Raw genomic sequence first — 16484 nt, 5'->3', positions numbered from 1 at the left:
GGTGTAAAAGATGGCTGCAGTAAGAGAAATCATAGTTCTTGCCTGCACAGAGTGCAAAAGGAGGAACTACTCCACCACAAAAAACAAGCAGAAGCATCCCCAGAGGATGGAGCTTAAAAAATACTGCAAGTGGTGCAAAAAGCACACACTGCACAGAGAGGTAAAATAGGGGCGCTAGCTCAACTGGCAGAGCGCGGGACTCCAAATCCCGCGGTTGGGGGTTCGAGTCCTCCGCGCCCCGCAGGAAAGAATCATGGAGAGACTTAAAGAGTTCATAAGAAGTGTAAAGAGGGAACTTGACAAGGTTTCATGGCCCACAAGGAATCTTGTGCTGAAAGCCACAATAAGTGTTATAATATTTTCTTTGGCTTTTGGTATAAGCCTGTGGGTCTTTGACCTTGTGTTTACCAGGCTTATACACTTCTTGCTTTCTTTGAGGGGCTAAGGATGGATGAGTTTAAATGGTATGCGTTGCAGGTAGAGGCAGGCAAGGAGGCCACGGCAAGGGAAAACCTGCTGAAGGTGCTTGAGCTTGAGGGACTTCTCCAGCAGGTAGAGGATGTTATAGTGCCTGCAGAGGAAAAGGTGGTCATAAAGACTATGGGCAAGGAAAAATACAGGCTGTCTCTACTTGGCAACAACAGAGATATAAGTGTGCTTGGTAAAAAGGGAGTTACCACTTTCAGAATAGAGAATGGTGAAGTGAGGGTTGTGGAGAGCGTTGAAGGAGACATATGCGTGGAGGCACCACCCATATCAAAGCCCGGTCAGAAGATAACCTGCAAGGAGAATAAAACCGAGGCAAAGGTAATCCTTGAATCAAAGATGTTCCCGGGCTATCTCCTTATCAAGGCTGTTATGAACGATGCCCTTATGAGGGCCATAGAGAAAACGCCTCATGTTTACAAGCCCGTTCTTGTGGGGGGAAGGGTTGCACCCCTTGACGAGAAGGAAGTGGAAAGGATAATCGCCTTTGTGAAGAAGGGTGTTAAACCTGTGCGAGTGCTCTTTGAAAAGGGTGACCAGGTGAGGGTTATAGAAGGTCCTTTCATGAACTTCACGGGCACTGTGGAAGAAGTTCATCCAGAAAAAGAAAAGGTGGTTGTTCTGGTGAGCATATTTGGAAGGCTTACGCCCGTTGAATTAGATTATTCTCAGGTGGAAAAGCTATGAAGGAATGGATAGGTGGTGCAATAAAGAAGGTGACTCTTGAGCTCATCTATAACATAGTGGACGAAAGGACAGCCGCTATTCTGGACAAGCAGGAAAAAGACAAACAAGAACTGTTGGGATACATAAGGAGGATTGAGGAAAAACAGGAAAAGGATAAGCAGGAACTTTTGGGGCACATAAGAAGGATTGAGGAAAGGCAGGAAAGGGACAAGCAGGAATTTCTGGAGAAGCATGAAAAAGACAAGCAAGAACTGCTGGCATACATAAGAAGGATTGAAGAAAGGCAGGAGAAAGATAAACAAGAATTGCTGGGGCATATAAAATCACTCAGGGATGAATTCACAGAACGTCTCAACAGAGTAGAAGACAGACAGGAAAAGTATCAGGAGGAAACGAGGGCAGAATTGAGGCACATAAACCAGAGGCTTGATACTCTGATGAACATGCTCCTTACTCTTTATATGGAAAGGAAAAAGGAGGAAAGAGGATGAAAAAGGTATCTGCAAAGGTTGAACTGATGCTGCCCGCCCAGCAGGCAACGCCTGCACCCCCTGTGGGTCCTGCCCTGGGTCAGCATGGTGTGAACATAATGGAGTTTGTAAAGCAGTTCAACGCTGCAAGCAAGGACTTTGAGCCGGGAACTGTTGTGCCCGTGGTGATAACCATTTATCAGGATAGAAGCTTTAGCTTTATACTCAAAACTCCTCCGGTTTCTTACCTCCTCAAGAAAGCAGCAAAGCTCCAGAAAGGTTCTTCAGACCCCAAAAAGCAAAAGGTGGGTAGGGTAAACCTTCAGCAAGTGGAGGAAATAGCAAAGCTTAAACTTAAAGATATGAATACGAAGGACCTCAGGGCTGCCATGAGGCAGGTCGTTGGAACAGCAAGAAGCATGGGCATAGAAGTAGAAGGATGGAAGGAGTAAAGCCATGAAAAAGGGAAAAAGATACCAGAAATGTCTACAGCTTTATGAGAAGGACTCCTTCTACACGGTAGAAGGGGCTGTGGAAGTTCTCAAGAAACTGCACGCAGAGTGTGGTCCGAAGTTTGACCAGACGGTGGAGCTTGCCATGAGGCTCGGGGTTGACCCCAAGTATGCGGACCAGATGGTGAGAGGCTCTGTTGTTCTGCCCAACGGGCTAGGTAGAGAGCTGAAGGTGCTTGTGCTTGCAGAAGGTGAGTATCAGAAAGTGGCAAAGGATGCTGGTGCAGACTATGTGGGTGGTGAAGACCTCATAAACAAAATAGCCAAAGAAGAATGGGTGGACTACGATGTGGTTATAGCCACTCCTGAAATAATGCCAAAGGTGGCAAGGCTGGGTAAGATACTCGGTCCCAAGGGTCTTATGCCCAACCCCAAAACTGGAACAGTCACCACCAACATAAGACAGGCAATAGAAGAGGCCAAGAAGGGAAGAGTCGAATTCAGAGTAGATAAAACAGGAAATCTTCATATGCCCGTGGGGAAGATATCCTTTGAAGAACAGAAGCTCATTCAGAACATTTACACCGCCATAGATGCGGTGGTGAAGGCAAAGCCCCCTGGTGCGAAGGGTCAGTATGTGAAGGGCATGGCTCTCGCTCTTACCATGAGCCCTTCTGTGAAGCTGGATGTGCCCACAACGCTGAAAAGGCTTCAGGAGCTCGTAGCATGATAAGAAATACAGGAGGCTAACATGAGAAAGAGTTGGGAACAGAAGGAACAAGTTATTAACTCCTATAGCGAGAGGATAGACAGGTCAAGCCTTGTAATCTTTTTTGACTTTACGGGAATTGATGCTCAAGCTATCACAAGGCTCAGGGCGGATGTAAAGGAGGCTGAAGGAGAAGTGCTTGTGGGTAAAAACACCCTTTTCTACAGAGCCTTCATGAACACTGTTATGGCGGACCACAGAGAGGTTCTTACGGGACCTACCGCCCTTGCCTTCGCCTATGGTGACCCGGTCAGAGTTGCCAAAATGCTCTATGATTTTGTGAAGGAGATAGACAAGGAAAAGCCCCTCTCTAAAATAAAGGGGGCTTACATGCAGGGGAAGTTTTTAAAACCTGCAGATGTGCAAGCACTTGCAGAGCTTCCGCCCAAGGAGGTGCTGGTCTCAAAGCTCATGGGAGCCATTCAGGGACCCATATACGCCCTCCTCATGGCTCTCAAGTCTGCACCTCAGAAGCTTGTGCTTACCATTAAGGCTTTAGAAGAAAAGAAATCTTAATAAGGAGGTATAGACATGGCAACACTTACCATTGACGAGATCGTTGAAGCCATAGGCAACATGACCCTGCTTGAGGTTTCAGAGCTCGTCAAAAAGCTTGAGGAGAAGTTTGGCGTGTCTGCAGCAATGGTGGCTGCAGCACCTGTGGCAGCAGCCGGAGCACCTGCAGCTGGAGCACCAGCGGCTGAGGAGAAAACAGAGTTTGACGTAATCCTGAAGTCCCCTGGAGCCAACAAGATAAACGTCATTAAGGTGGTCAGGGAGCTCACGGGGCTCGGCCTCAAAGAGGCAAAGGACCTTGTGGAAGGTGCTCCCAAACCTGTCAAAGAGGGAGTTCCGAAGGAGGAGGCGGAGAAGATTGCGGCAAAGCTGAAGGAGGCCGGTGCTGAAGTAGAGATAAAGTGAACTCATCCTTATGAGAGGGTTTTATAAGGCTCACCCCCTGTGTATGCAGGGGGTATTTTGTTTTTGTGTTGACAGCTTTAGAATACCGGTGTATAATTATAAGTTTATCCTATCTTAGAGGGTTGAAAGATGAGAAAAAATATGCCCTTACCAAGAAAGTTCTTTGGTAGAAGGGAAGAGCTTGTCAGTCCGCCAAACCTGCTTTTCCTTCCAAAGGAATCCTTTGAAACCTTCCTCCAGTTTTACACTCCTCCCACCAGCAGGGAGCAGAAAGGTCTTGAGTATGTGTTTTCTACCTCTTTCCCTTTTAAGGACCCTGATGAGAAGATAAATCTTGAGTATCTGGGCTACGAGGTGGGAGACTGGGAGTGCAACAGGTGTGGCTACAAGGCCTACACAGACCAGAGCTTTCTGGGAGGTTATGGGGTTAACTGTCCAAAGTGTGGGACTCTGCTGGTGCACAAGGAGAAGTATACGGAGGAAGAGTGTAAGGTAAAGGGCTTTACCTATTCCATACCTCTCAGGGTGATGGTAAGACTCAGGACAAAGACGAAGAAGGGTGAGAGGGTGGGTGAGCCCAGGAAGGTATACTTCGGCGAAGTGCCCATGATGACGCAGACGGGCTCATTTATTATAAACGGCAGTGAGAGAATCGTGGTAAGCCAGCTCATACGCTCCCCTGGCGTTTTCTTTGAGGAAAAAGAAGAGCGTCAGAAGGAGACAACCATAATCCGGATGATATACAGGGCAAGCATCATACCCGACAAGGGACCAAGGGTTGAGTTTGAGCTTTCCAGCACCACCGACATACTCTCTTCAAGGATAGACAGAAGGAAGGTTGGTGGAACCTTTGTTCTCAGGGCTCTTGGTCTTGAAACCGCCTATGACATCCTGAAGCCCTTCTATCCGGATGCAAGGGCTTTCTTTGTGCAGAATGGTGTAATATTTGACAGAGATACAGGTGAGGAGTTCAGGCTTGAAGACCTTGAAGGCTTCTACCTTTTTGCCATTCTGCGCTACAGGGCAAAGGTGGAAGATAGAGGCGTGGAAGAGGACATACTTGAGGAGAGGTTTATTGAGGAACTCTCTCAGCTTGAAAGACTTCTTAAGGATGAGAGAATAAAAATAGACCTTATTTCGGCAGTCCCTAGGGAAAGCGCTGTCAAAAGCCCATACGGAAAGATACTTATAGAGACCCTCGTGGCAGAAACTGCACCCAAAGACCAGGACAAGAGAAGCCCCCTCAAGATACCTGCAAGGTTTACCCTAAGAGACTACGCCCTTGTGGACATATACAAAAAGCTCAGGGCTGTGGAGCCCATGGTGATGGAGCTTGAACACCTCATAAGCAGGGCAAGGTCCCACTTTGACCTGTATTTTAGAGACCTCACCAGGTATGACCTTTCAAAGGTGGGAAGGGTAAAGCTCAATGCAAAGGTTTACAGAGTTCCCAAAGAGCTAAGGCCTGCAGACCTTGAAAGGCTCTCAGAACTTCCTCATCTTGCTCTTGCAGAAGACGTGGGCGATTTCAGGGCCGGCACACCGCTCACTGAGGAAATACTCTCCGAGATTTTCAAACAAAAGGACAGTGTAAAGGTAAAGGATTACACAGAAGGACAGGCAAGGTTTCTGAATGCCCTTGACCTTGTGAACACCATAAAGTATCTAATAAACCTCAGATACGGAAGGGAGAAAAAGGATGACATAGCCTACCTTGGAAACAGAAGGATAAGGGCTGTGGGCGAGCTGCTGGAAAATCAGGCAAGAATAGGCATAGCCCGCATGGAAAAGTTCTTCAGGGACAGGTGCACCGTTGCAAACCCAGAAGACCCAAATCTCAAGCCTCAGGACCTTCTCAACCCCAGGTATCTCACAAGCTCTCTCTATGAGTTTCTCAAGGGTGGTATGCTCTCTCAGTATCTTGACAACACAAACCCCCTCTCAGCACTTACGCACAAGAGGAGGCTCTCCGCCCTCGGACCGGGTGGACTTACAAGGGAGAGTGCAAAGTTTGAGATAAGAGACGTTCATCCATCCCACTACGGAAGGATTTGCCCCATTGAAACTCCAGAGGGTCAGAACATAGGACTGGTGACTTCCCTTACCGTTTATGCCCAGACAAACGAATACGGCTTTATCGTGACTCCCTACAGGAAGGTGGAAAAGGGAATAGTAACCGATAAGGTGGAACACCTGGCCGCCTACGAGGAGGAAAACTTTGTCATAGCCCAGCACACACCCACAGACAGCGAAGGTAGAATCCTCAGCGATAGAGTTTATGTGCGCTACAGAAATGACATACAGATAGTAAAGCCTGAGCAGGTTCACTACATGGATGTCTCACCAAGGCAGGTCATATCCGTGTCCGCCTCTCTGATACCCTTCCTTGAGCACGACGATGCCAACAGAGCCCTCATGGGCTCCAACATGCAGAGACAGGCCGTCCCTCTCATGTTTACCTCTTCTCCTCTTATAGGCACCGGTATGGAAAAGAAGGTGGCCTTTGACAGCGGTGCAGTGGTTGTGGCCAGGAGGGGCGGCCATGTGGAGGAAGTGGACTCTAGAAGGATAATCATAAGGGTAAACCCTGAGGAGATAAACTTTGCCGACCCTACTGACATAGGTATAGACCTTTATGAGCTCAAGAAGTTTGAAAGGACAAACCAGAACACTTGCGTCAATCAGAGACCTCTTGTGGTAAAGGGACAGAAGGTCCAGAAGGGAGACCTCCTTGCGGATGGTCAGTCCACTTTCAGGGGAGAGCTTGCTCTGGGCAAAGATGTGCTTGTTGCCTTTATGCCATGGAGGGGATACAACTTTGAAGACGCCATAGTCATATCAGAAAGGCTTGTGAAAGAAGATGTTTACACCTCCATACACATAGAGGAGCTGGAAGTGGAAGCAAGGGAGACAAAGATTGGAAACGAGGAGATAACCCGTCAAATACCGGGGATTCCTGAGAGGTTGCTATCTCACCTGGACGAATTCGGAATAGTAAAGCTGGGGACCTACGTAAAGCCCGGTGATATACTGGTTGGAAAGGTAACTCCAAAAGGAGAAGCTCAGCTAACGCCAGAGGAGAAGCTCCTTCAGGCCATATTTGGTGAGAAATCAAGGGATGTGAAAGACTCCTCGCTGAGATGTCCTCCGGGTGTGGAAGGTGTGGTGGTTGATGTGAAGGTCTTTGTAAGAAAGACCGGAGAGAGAAGAAACTACCTTGCAGAGCACGTGGAGAGAGCTGAAAGGGAAGAGCTTGAAAGGGAGCTTGAGAAGAAAAAGAGGCTCATAGTTGAGGGGAGAAACCGAATAGTAAAGGACCTCGTGCTGGGCAAAAAGCTTGATAAGGAGATAACTGTCAAGAAGAAGGTATACAGACCGGGCACTGTGGTGGACGAACAGGTGTTTGAAGCGCTGCTCAACTACATCATAACCAAGCCGGAAAACCTCTTTGAAGATGAGGAACTGTGCAGAAGGATAAACGACCTGAGGGAAAGAACCCGCTTCCAGGTGGATATGGTTTCAAAACTATACGAGGACAAGATGGAGTCCATAGGCAAAAGAAGTGAGCTACCACCAGGCGTAAATACCCTCGTAAAGGTATACATAGCCCAGAAGAGGAAGATAAAAGTTGGCGATAAGATGGCAGGAAGGCATGGGAACAAGGGCGTCATATCTGTGGTTCTTCCTGTGGAGGACATGCCCTTTCTTGAGGATGGAACCCCGGTTGACGTGGTGCTAAATCCCCTTGGTGTTCCCTCCCGTATGAACGTGGGACAGATACTGGAAACTCATCTTGGCTGGGCCTCCAGAGAGCTGGGCAAAAGGCTCAGAGAGCTTGTTGAAGAGGGTGCAGAGAAACAGGAGCTCATAGACTTTCTCAAGGAGATTTACGCAGTGGGTGATGTGAAGGGTGAAAACCAGAAGTATGTGGAAGAATTTCTGCAAGGTCTGGAGGAAGAGAGCTTTGAGGAGGTTATTAACCTCTATGCAGAAAGGGGCGTGCCCATGGCAACCTCCGCCTTTGAGGGTGCAAGCGAGGAGCACATAAGGGAGCTCCTCAGGATGGCAGGTCTTCCTGAAGATGGCAAGACAGTGCTCTACGATGGAAGGACTGGAGAGCCTTTTGACATGAGGGTCACCGTTGGATACATGCACATGCTCAAGCTCATTCATATGGTGGACGACAAGATACATGCAAGAAGCACGGGACCCTACTCGCTGGTGACCCAGCAGCCTCTCGGTGGTAGAGCCCAGTTTGGTGGTCAGAGACTTGGAGAGATGGAGGTGTGGGCTCTTGAGGCACACGGTGCAGCACATACCCTCCAGGAGATGCTTACCGTCAAATCCGACGATATAGAGGGAAGGACAAAGGTCTACGAGTCCATAGTAAAGGGCAGATACATATACCAGCCAGGAGTGCCGGAGTCCTTCAGAGTGCTTGTGCGTGAGCTGAAAGCCCTCGGGCTGGATGTGAGGTGTGAGAACGGGGCAGTAATGCCCTGTGACCAGATAGAAGTTGAGGAGGAACAACCATGAGGAAAGGACTTCTCCCCTTTGAAAGAATAAAGCTCATGCTCGCCTCTCCTGAGGAGATAAGGAGCTGGAGCTATGGGGAGGTGAAAAAGCCAGAAACCATAAACTACAGAACCCACAAGCCTGAAAAGGATGGACTATTCTGTGCCAAGATATTCGGTCCAATAAAGGATTACGAGTGCCTGTGTGGAAAATACAGGGGCAAGCGTTTTGAGGGCACTATATGCGACAGATGCGGTGTTGAGGTTACAAAATCCTACGTAAGGAGGAAGAGATTCGGACACATAGACCTTGCTGCACCTGTAGCCCACATATGGTTTCTCAAAAGCACACCCTCAAAAATAGCCACCCTAATGGGTCTTTCTGTAAGGGATGTGGAAAGGGTTATCTACTTTGAGTCCTATCTGGTTATAGAGTATCCCATGAACGAGGAAGAAGAAAGGGCCTTTGCCCAGCAGGAAGATACCCTTCCCCTAAAGGATGATATGGGCAACACGAGGTTTGTCCGGCTCCATGTGGTGGATGAGGATACTTACAACGCCGAGTTTGCAACAAGCCTGGAGCACAAGTATGAAGGGGGTATGGGTGCTGAAATAATAAAGAAAATTCTTTCTTCCCTTGACCTTGAAACCTATGCAAAGAAGCTCAGGGAGGAGATAAGGCCCTACAGTCTGGGTTATGAGGACCTTTCAGAGGAGCTCTTTAACAGGTACAGAAAGCTTTACGAGCGTATGGTCAGGGTGCTGGCGGAAGACCTGAGCCTGTATGGTGCAGACATCAAGGCTCCCGAGGGTATGGCGCTCAATGAGGTTCTGCATAATATCATATGCGAAAAGCTTTACCTTGACCCTGAAAGCGGTAGCCTTTCTCAGGAGCCTGCAGAGGGCTTCATGACGGGAAGAGAGGCTATTCAGTCCTATTATGAAAAACTCCGTCAAAAGAAAAAGGACCTCCCTGTATTTGAGAAGATAAAGGGTGACATAAGGAGCGCGGTCCTGAAAGAGGTTTCAGAATCAAAGGTAAAAAAGATACTGAGGGTCCTCAAGCTTGTGGAGGACTTTATAAAGAGCGGTAGCAGGCCAGAGTGGATGATACTTGAGGTGCTCCCTGTTCTTCCACCAGAGCTCAGACCACTGGTTGCCCTTGATGGCGGGCGTTTTGCCACATCGGACCTCAATGACCTCTACAGAAGAATCATAAACCGCAACAACAGGTTAAGGAGGCTCATAGAGCTTGATGCACCCGAGATAATCATAAGGAACGAAAAGAGGATGCTTCAGGAGGTGGTCTCCGCCCTCATTGACAACGGAAAGCGTGGAAGGGTCGTTACCCAGAACGGAAGGGCTCTCAAGTCCCTATCAGATTACCTGAGGGGTAAGCAGGGGCGCTTCAGGCAGAACCTGCTTGGTAAAAGGGTTGACTACTCGGGAAGAAGCGTCATAGTGGTAGGTCCAGAGCTCAAGATGCACCAGTGCGGTCTCCCCAGAATAATGGCCCTTGAGCTCTTCAAGCCCTTTGTTTACAGAAGGCTTGAGGAAAAGGGCTACGCAACTTCCATAAAGAACGCCAAGAAGCTTGTGGACCAGAAGACGCCAGAGGTCTGGGAGTGCCTGGAGGAAGTGGTAAAACAGCATCCAGTTCTCCTTAACCGTGCACCAACCCTTCACAGAATGTCCATACAGGCCTTTGAGCCAGTCCTTGTGGATGGAAAAGCCATACAACTTCATCCTCTAGTGTGTCCTCCCTTTAATGCGGACTTTGATGGGGACCAGATGGCGGTGCATGTTCCTCTGGGGATTACAGCACAGCTTGAAGCCTACATTCTTATGCTCTCCACCCAGAACATACTCTCCCCAGCACATGGCAAGCCCATAACCATGCCCTCTCAGGATATGATACTGGGCGTTTACTACATGACTCAGGAGATATCTGGAGTGAAGGGTGAGGGCAAGCTTTTCTTCAGCAGAGAGGAGGTGCTTCTTGCTCTTGAAAACAAGAGAGTGGACATGCACGCCCGCATAAAACTCAGGCTTGAGGATGGAAAGCTTGTCGAGACAACCCCTGGTAGGGTTCTCTTCAACAGCATACTACCAGAAGGACATCCCTTTGTAAACGAGCCCATGGACAAGAAAAAGGTCTCCAAGCTCATAGCAAGCATATACAACAGATACGGTACTGAAAGAACCGCCAGGTTCCTCGATGATCTGAAAGAGCTCGGCTATAACATTGCCACGAGGGCTGCGGTATCCATAGGTGTTGAAGACCTTCAGATTCCGGGTGTAAAGAAGGAGGTTCTCTCTCAGGCTTTTGAACAGACAGACGAAATCGCAGAGCTTCACAGGAACGGCATAATAACTGCAAAGGAGCGCTATAACAGGATAATTGACCTCTGGTCTGAGATAACGGACAGGGTCTCAAAGGCTATGTTTGAGGAGATAGAAAAAAGCACGAGAAGAGAGGGGGAAAAGGTATACACGGGCATATTCAACCCCATATACATGATGGCAAACTCTGGAGCCCGTGGAAACAGGGACCAGATAAGACAGCTTGCTGCCATGAGGGGCCTCATGGCAAAGCATACGGGAGAGTTCATAGAGACACCAATTGTATCCAACTTCAGAGAGGGCCTTTCCGTGCTTGAATACTTCATCTCCACCTACGGAGCCAGAAAGGGCCTTGCAGATACTGCACTCAAGACCGCCTTTGCAGGATACCTTACAAGAAGGCTTGTGGATGTGGCACAGGACATAACCATAGTGGAGAAAGACTGTGGAACATACAGGGGCATAGTTATGGAGCCCATAGTGGAGGGGGGTGAAGAAAAGGTATCCCTCAAGGACAGGATAATAGGTAGGACCCTTGCAGAGGATGTGTTTGACCCTTACACGGGTGAGGCGATAGCCCAGAGGAACCAAATTGTGGACGAGGAGCTTGCGGACAGGATAGTGCATGCAGGAATAGAAAGGGTTATGGTCAGGTCTTCCCTCACCTGTGAGTCCCAGCATGGCATATGTGCCATGTGCTACGGATGGGACCTTTCCCAGAGGAAGCTGGTGGACGTGGGTGAGGCGGTGGGAATAATAGCAGCCCAGTCCATAGGAGAGCCAGGAACACAGCTTACCATGAGAACCTTCCACATAGGTGGTGCCGCCGTAGCTGAGAGGGTGAAGGGTGAACTCTTCAACGAGAAGGCAGGAGTGGTCAGATATTACAACATAAGGCTCATAACCAACAGAGAAGGAAAGAGGATAAACATATCCAAGGATGGTGCAATAGGTATACTGGACTCCGAGGGAAGGATGGTGGAGCGTCACGCGGTGCCATACGGAGCCAGCATACTTGCGGAAGAAGGAAAAGAAGTCTCAGAAAATACCCTCCTTGCAGAGTGGGACCCCTTCAACACCTTCATAATCGCAGAGGAACCTGGAAGGGTTGAGTTCAAGGACATAGCCCTTGACATAACAGTAAAGGAAGAGAGAGACCCCCTTACCGGCAAAACCTCCACCATAGTCTCCTTCACGAGACCCAAAGATGCTATGCTCCACACGCCAAAGATAGTGGTCCACACAGAGGATGGAAGAGAGGTTTCCTACGACCTTCCAGTCAACTCCATACTCAACGTGCCTGCAGAGAGGGTAAGTTTTGAATGGGTGGTATGTCCAACCTGCAGTGAGTCTGAGGGAACAGAGATACAGCACAAGTATTATGTGGTTAAAGACTACATGGTTCAGCCAGGAGATGTGCTGGCACGCATTCCAAAGGAAATGGCAAAGGTGCGAGACATAGTGGGAGGTCTTCCCAGAGTTGAGGAGCTCTTTGAGGCAAGAAGGCCCAAAAACCCCGCTATCCTGACGGAGATTGACGGCATTGTGAGAATCTTTGAGGATGCAGACGAGGTTATAGTCTTTAACCCCAGAACCGGCGAGACAAGAAAGTATGACATAAAGAAGGACGAATACATCCTTGTGAGCCACGGACAGTATGTGCAGAAGGGAACGAAGATAACAGACCGCATAGAGGCAGAGATAGAAGGACAGGTCCGGATAAAGGGAAGGGGTTACAGGGTTGTGGTTTATAACAGGGAAACTGGTCTTCAGAAGGAATACTTTGTGCCCAAGGGTAAACATCTTCTCGTGAAGAATGGAGACCTTGTAAACGCCGGAGACCCACTTACCGATGGAACACCTGTCCCAGAGGAAATACTCAGGATAAAGGGCGTGGAGGAGCTTCAGAGGTTTCTCCTGAAAGAGGTTCAGATGGTTTACAGGCTTCAGGGAGTGGACATAAACGACAAGCACTTTGAGATAATCATACGCCAGATGCTCAGACGCAGACGCATAGTGGACCCGGGCGACAGCAGATTTCTAATGAACGAGGAAGTGGAAGTGGAAGAGCTTCAGCAAGAGATAGAGAGAATAAGGGAGGAAGGAGGCAAGATACCAAAGGCGGAGCCCATCCTCGTGGGCATATCAAAGGCAGCCCTTACTTCCAGAAGCTGGATATCTTCAGCCTCCTTCCAGGAAACCACAAAGGTCCTCACAGATGCTGCCTGCGAAGGGAAGGTGGACGACCTGAGAGGTATAAAGGAAAACGTGATAATAGGAAACCTCATACCTGCAGGAACAGGTCTGTGGGAATATGCAGAGGTAGAGGTGCTTGAAGAAGAGAAGGCAAAAGTTTTGAAAGATGTGCTATAATAATTGGCTTAGGAGGTTTCAGGTATGCCTACCATAAACCAGCTTGTGAAGCAAGGTAGGGAAGCGAGAAAAAAGAAGAGCAAGGCCCCCGCACTTCAGGGCAACCCTCAGAAGAGAGGAGTCTGCGTGAGGGTTTACACGGTAACCCCCAAAAAGCCCAACTCAGCCCTGAGAAAGGTTACCAGGGTCAGACTATCAAACGGCATTGAGGTTACTGCCTACATACCGGGTGAGGGACACAACCTTCAGGAGCACTCTCTTGTTCTTGTGAGGGGTGGAAGGGTAAAGGACCTGCCCGGAGTAAGATACAAGGTGGTGAGAGGTGCCCTGGATACTGCCGGAGTGGCAAACAGGAGACAATCAAGGTCAAAGTATGGAGCCAAGAGGCCAAAACCCGGTCAACAGGCTCAGGCAAAGGGAGGTAAGAAGTAATGCCAAGGAAAGGTCCAGTTCCTGCAAGAGAGATAGCGCCAGACCCCAAATACGGGGATGTTGTAGTCCACAAGCTGATTAACAAGGTAATGGAAAGCGGCAAAAAGTCTGTGGCGGAGTGGATAGTCTACAACGCCCTTGAATCTGCAGCAAAAGAGGTCAACATGCATCCTGTTGAGCTACTTCACAAGGTGGTGGAAAAGTTAAAACCAGAGTTTGAAGTGCGTCCCAGAAGGGTAGGTGGTGCCACCTACCAGGTTCCCGTGGAGGTTCCACCCCGCAGACAGGTAAGCCTTGCCCTCAAGTGGCTCGTTCAGTCTGCAAGGGAGAGGTCAAAACACAGGGGAAGCTACACAATGGTGGAAAGGCTAAAAGCTGAGCTTCTTGATGCTCTTCAGGAAAAGGGTGGCGCCATAAAGAAAAAGGAAGACACCCACAAGATGGCAGAGGCCAACAAGGTCTTTGCACATTTCAGATGGTAAGGAGGTTCCCATGGCAAGGCTTGTTCCCATAGAAAGGCTCAGGAACATAGGAATAGTGGCTCACATAGACGCAGGTAAAACCACAACTACGGAAAGGATACTCTATTACACGGGCAAAACTTACAAGATAGGTGAGGTGCACGAGGGTGCTGCCACAATGGACTGGATGCCTCAGGAGAGGGAAAGGGGCATAACCATAACCGCCGCAACCACCGCCTGCTACTGGAAGGACCATCAGATAAACATCATAGACACGCCAGGGCACGTAGACTTCTCGGTGGAAGTGGTCCGTTCCATGAAGGTGCTGGATGGCATAATCTTCATCTTCTCAGCGGTGGAAGGTGTCCAGCCCCAGTCGGAGGCAAACTGGAGGTGGGCAGACAGGTTTGGTGTTCCCAGAATCGCCTTTATAAACAAGCTGGACAGACTGGGTGCAGACTTCTACAGGGTTTTCAACGAGATAGAGAAAAAGCTCAGCATAAAGCCGGTGGCAGTCCAGATACCCATAGGTGCCGAGGACCAGTTTAAGGGCGTGGTGGACCTCATGGACATGAAGGCCATAATCTGGCTTGAGGAGACCCTGGGTGCAAAGTATGAGGTGGTGGATATTCCTTCAGAGTATGCTGACAGGGCTCAGGAATGGCGTGCAAAGATGGTGGAGGCTATCGTGGAAAAGGACGATGAGCTCATGATGAGATACCTTGAGGGAGAGGAAATACCCACACAGGACCTCAAGAGGGTCCTCAGGAAGGCAACCATAAACAAGGAGCTCGTTCCAGTCCTCTGCGGTTCAGCCTTCAAGAACAAGGGTGTTCAGCCCCTTCTGGACGCAGTTCTGGATTACCTGCCCTCTCCCCTTGATGTTCCACCTGTGCGCGGAATAAACCCAAAAACCTCAGAGGAAGAGGAAAGAAAACCTCTTGATGAAGAGCCTTTCTGTGCCTATGCCTTCAAGGTAATGAGCGACCCATACGCAGGTCAGCTCACCTACTTCAGGGTATTCTCTGGAAAGGTCACAGCAGGTTCTTATGTTTACAACGCCACCAAGGACAAGAAGGAAAGGGTGGGAAGGCTTCTTCTCATGCACGCCAACTCAAGGGAAGATGTGCAGGAAGTCTCCGCTGGTGAAATAGTGGCTGCTGTGGGAATGGACGCGGCAACTGGAGACACCCTCTGCGATGAAAAGCATCCCATACTTCTTGAAAAGTTAGAGTTCCCAGAGCCTGTTATATCTATGGCAATAGAGCCCAAAACAAAGAAAGACCAGGAAAAACTGTCTCAGGTGCTAAACAAGTTTATGAAGGAAGACCCCACCTTCAAGGCAAGCGCAGACCCGGAAACTGGCCAGACCCTCATACATGGTATGGGAGAGCTTCACCTTGAGATAATAGTGGACAGAATGAAGAGAGAATACGGTATTGAGGTAAACGTAGGCAAGCCTCAGGTTGCCTACAAGGAGACCATAAAGGGTAAGGCGGTGGCGGAGGGTAAGTTCATACGTCAGACGGGTGGTAGGGGTCAGTATGGACATGCAGTCATAGAAATAGAACCCCTTGAAAGGGGTCAGGGCTTTATCTTTGAAAACGCCATAGTGGGTGGAATAATACCCAAGGAGTTTATTCCTGCGGTAGAAGAAGGCGTAAAAGAGGCCATGCAGAACGGTGTGCTTGCTGGTTATCCAGTGGTGGACGTAAAGGTCAAACTCTTTGATGGTTCCTACCACGAGGTGGACTCTTCAGAGATGGCCTTCAAGATTGCTGGCTCTCTCGCCTTCAAAGAAGCTTCAAGGAAGGCGGGGCTTGTTCTTCTTGAGCCCATAATGGAAGTGGAAGTGGAAACACCTGAGGATTATGTGGGTGATGTGATAGGAGACCTCAACTCAAGACGCGGCAAAATCATGGGTATGGAAAACAAGGGCATAATAACCGCCATAAGGGCATACGTGCCCCTTGCGGAGATGTTTGGTTATGCCACCACACTCAGGAGCTTGACACAGGGAAGAGGAACCTTTATAATGAAATTTTCTCATTACGATGAGGTTCCCCAGAGCATAGCAGAGCAGATAGTTGGGGAAAGAACCTTAGCAGCAAAATAAGGAGGTAAGGCGATGGCAAAGGAGAAGTTTGTAAGGGAAAAGGAGCATGTGAACGTGGGCACCATAGGGCACGTGGACCACGGAAAGTCTACACTCACCTCAGCCATAACCTGTGTGCTTGCAGCAGGGGTCATGCCAGGAGGAAAGGCAAAGTGCATGAGGTATGAGGAGATAGACAAGGCACCAGAAGAGAAGGAAAGGGGAATAACCATAAACATCACACACGTAGAATACGAGACACCCAAGAGGCACTATGCCCACGTGGACTGTCCTGGACACGCAGACTACATAAAGAACATGATAACAGGAGCAGCACAGATGGACGGGGCAATACTGGTGGTATCAGCAGCAGACGGACCCATGCCCCAGACAAGAGAACACGTATTGCTAGCCCGTCAGGTGAACGTGCCATACATAGTAGTCTTTATGAACAAGTGCGACATGGTAGACGACCCAGAGC

The 16484-nt window shown here is 49.1% G+C and carries 14 protein-coding genes and 1 tRNA gene; all 15 read left to right on the top strand.

Features of this window, described 5'->3' with window-relative positions; all coding sequences use genetic code 11:
* Positions 1 to 10: 10 nt before the first annotated feature.
* Positions 11 to 169, top strand: coding sequence for a 50S ribosomal protein L33 (gene rpmG / locus WHS43_00200; protein ID MEJ5338067.1), 159 nt, complete (start codon positions 11 to 13; stop codon positions 167 to 169).
* A tRNA-Trp gene (locus WHS43_00195) sits at positions 169 to 241 on the top strand. The genes rpmG and WHS43_00195 overlap by 1 nt, the downstream gene beginning before the upstream one ends.
* Positions 242 to 253: 12 nt before the next feature.
* The gene (gene secE / locus WHS43_00190; GenBank protein MEJ5338066.1) at positions 254 to 445 is read left to right on the top strand and encodes a preprotein translocase subunit SecE; all 192 of its coding nucleotides are present in this window, start codon (positions 254 to 256) and stop codon (positions 443 to 445) included.
* 2 nt (positions 446 to 447) lie between these two features.
* A complete protein-coding gene (nusG, locus tag WHS43_00185; protein MEJ5338065.1) occupies positions 448 to 1173 on the top strand; it encodes a transcription termination/antitermination protein NusG in 726 nt (241 codons plus the stop codon).
* Complete coding sequence (locus tag WHS43_00180) at positions 1170 to 1664, top strand: hypothetical protein (GenBank protein MEJ5338064.1); 495 nt, start codon at positions 1170 to 1172, stop codon at positions 1662 to 1664. The genes nusG and WHS43_00180 overlap by 4 nt, the downstream gene beginning before the upstream one ends.
* Positions 1661 to 2095 (top strand): 50S ribosomal protein L11, encoded by a 435-nt coding sequence (gene rplK, locus WHS43_00175; protein MEJ5338063.1) that lies wholly within the window; start codon positions 1661 to 1663, stop codon positions 2093 to 2095. Before WHS43_00180 ends, rplK begins: the two co-directional genes overlap by 4 nt.
* A 4-nt stretch (positions 2096 to 2099) precedes the next feature.
* Positions 2100 to 2825, top strand: a complete 726-nt coding sequence (gene rplA, locus WHS43_00170; GenBank protein MEJ5338062.1) for a 50S ribosomal protein L1 — start codon at positions 2100 to 2102, stop codon at positions 2823 to 2825.
* A gap of 21 nt (positions 2826 to 2846) precedes the next feature.
* Positions 2847 to 3380, top strand: a complete 534-nt coding sequence (gene rplJ / locus WHS43_00165) for a 50S ribosomal protein L10 (protein MEJ5338061.1) — start codon at positions 2847 to 2849, stop codon at positions 3378 to 3380.
* Positions 3381 to 3395: 15 nt separating this feature from the next.
* Positions 3396 to 3785 (top strand): 50S ribosomal protein L7/L12, encoded by a 390-nt coding sequence (gene rplL / locus WHS43_00160; GenBank protein ID MEJ5338060.1) that lies wholly within the window; start codon positions 3396 to 3398, stop codon positions 3783 to 3785.
* 129 nt (positions 3786 to 3914) lie between these two features.
* Positions 3915 to 8321, top strand: a complete 4407-nt coding sequence (locus tag WHS43_00155; protein MEJ5338059.1) for a DNA-directed RNA polymerase subunit beta — start codon at positions 3915 to 3917, stop codon at positions 8319 to 8321.
* Entirely contained in the window at positions 8318 to 13015 is a 4698-nt protein-coding gene (gene rpoC / locus WHS43_00150) for a DNA-directed RNA polymerase subunit beta' (protein ID MEJ5338058.1), read from the top strand. The genes WHS43_00155 and rpoC overlap by 4 nt, the downstream gene beginning before the upstream one ends.
* A 24-nt stretch (positions 13016 to 13039) precedes the next feature.
* Positions 13040 to 13447, top strand: a complete 408-nt coding sequence (gene rpsL, locus WHS43_00145; protein ID MEJ5338057.1) for a 30S ribosomal protein S12 — start codon at positions 13040 to 13042, stop codon at positions 13445 to 13447.
* Complete coding sequence (gene rpsG, locus WHS43_00140; GenBank protein MEJ5338056.1) at positions 13447 to 13929, top strand: 30S ribosomal protein S7; 483 nt, start codon at positions 13447 to 13449, stop codon at positions 13927 to 13929. Before rpsL ends, rpsG begins: the two co-directional genes overlap by 1 nt.
* A gap of 10 nt (positions 13930 to 13939) precedes the next feature.
* Positions 13940 to 16024: an elongation factor G gene (gene fusA, locus WHS43_00135; protein MEJ5338055.1), complete on the top strand. Its 2085-nt coding sequence runs from the start codon at positions 13940 to 13942 to the stop codon at positions 16022 to 16024.
* 12 nt (positions 16025 to 16036) lie between these two features.
* On the top strand, positions 16037 to 16484 hold a 448-nt coding region (locus WHS43_00130; protein MEJ5338054.1), incomplete at its 3' end, for a GTP-binding protein.

This window comes from Aquificaceae bacterium (assembly GCA_037481935.1).
Classification (GTDB): domain Bacteria; phylum Aquificota; class Aquificia; order Aquificales; family Aquificaceae; genus Pampinifervens.
The sequence above is the reverse complement of the archived record's forward strand: the minus strand, read 5'-3'. Positions and strand labels throughout refer to the sequence as shown.